The organism is Yoonia sp. R2-816 (assembly GCF_046762905.1).
Taxonomy (GTDB): domain Bacteria; phylum Pseudomonadota; class Alphaproteobacteria; order Rhodobacterales; family Rhodobacteraceae; genus Yoonia.
In genome coordinates, this window is record NZ_JBKQXN010000096.1 from 1 (window position 1) to 1,358 (window position 1,358).

Below are 1,358 nucleotides of genomic sequence, written 5' to 3' on the forward strand. Positions count from 1 at the left end.
ACCGGATGAGGTGGGTGGCTCCTGCTCCACCGGCATCGAATGTGCCAAAGTGCAGTTATCATCAACTGCTAGGATAGGAGCCACCCAATGACAGTTAAGACAGTCGGCCTAGATTTGGCCAAGGATGTTTTTCAAGTTCACGGTATTTCAGAAAGTGGGCGCGTGATCTTCAACAAGGCAATCAAGCGTGCGAAGCTTTTGGCGTTCTTTGAGACGTTGCCGCCTTGTACGATCGGAATGGAGGCCTGTGGATCATCCCATCATTGGGGCCGTCAGCTGCGCAAGTTTGGTCATGACGTCAGGCTAATGCCAGCAAACTATGTGAAGCCTTATGTCAAACGCGGAAAGACAGATGCGGTGGACGCGGAGGCAATTTGCGAAGCCGTCAGGCGCCCGACGATGCGCTTTGTCGAGATCAAGACCGAGGATCAACAGGCTATTCTATCGATCCACCGCACGCGGGATCTGGCAGTCCGGCAGCGCACCCAGCTGGCCAATATGATCCGCAGCCTGTTGCGCGAGTTCGGGCATATCTTGCCTATCGGGATCGAAGCGGTAACGGCCTTTGCGAAGCGCCACCTTGACGGTGATCACCCGGACATGCCCGAGATCGCGAACGGAATGCTTGGTATCCAGTGCTATCAGTTCATCGGTTTGAACGAGCGCATCGAAGGCTACTCAAAGATGATCGAACAAGATGCTCTGCTAAATGCTGATGCGCGCAGATTGATGCGCATGCCAGGAATTGGGCCAATAACGGCATCGGCCATTGTCGCCACGATCGGGGACGCAAAACAATTCCGCACCGGGCGCGATCTAGCGGCTTGGCTGGGGCTGACCCCGCTCAACAAATCCAGTGGCGGCAAGGAGCGATTGGGCAAGACCACAAAGGCTGGCGACCGCTACATTCGTAAGCTTCTGGTCGTGGGCATGACGTCTCGCGCCGTGATGGCGAAGCGCTCACCTGAAAAAGTGGATTTGTGGACGGCGAAGATCATCGCGGAGAAACCGTTCCGGCTGGCAACAGTCGCGATGGCAAACAAAGCAGCGCGTTCCATCTGGGCGATGCTCACAAAGAAACAGGAATACCGGCAGCCCGCGTTCTAACCGCGCCGACTGCCTACGAGATGCAAGACGTTGAAGTGATGATGCGGAGTTAAGTCAACCAAGAGCAAGGACACTCCGGGAATGGCTACGGCCCTCTTCTGAGGCCGATAACCCGATTGGAACCTCGCTCGCGGAATTCATCAGGGCCAGCGGAACACCACCGCATAAACAGGCCGGACAGACGAAGGTACTGACGAAAATGACCGCAAACATCGCCAGAAAACGCTTGCAATGCAGGAGCCACCCACAGA

2 protein-coding genes are annotated in these 1,358 nt (G+C 55.9%); one reads left to right on the plus strand and one right to left on the minus strand.

Annotation, left to right across the window (positions count from 1 at the left end):
* Positions 1–87 precede the first annotated feature (87 nt).
* Positions 88–1,107 (plus strand): IS110 family transposase, encoded by a 1,020-nt coding sequence (locus ACFWW2_RS01770; protein ID WP_393925645.1) that lies wholly within the window; start codon positions 88–90, stop codon positions 1,105–1,107.
* 54 nt (positions 1,108–1,161) lie between these two features.
* On the opposite strand, the gene ACFWW2_RS01775 is transcribed toward ACFWW2_RS01770, so the two are convergent.
* A partial coding sequence (locus ACFWW2_RS01775) for a hypothetical protein (protein WP_393925646.1) occupies positions 1,162–1,358 on the minus strand: 197 nt, incomplete at its 5' end.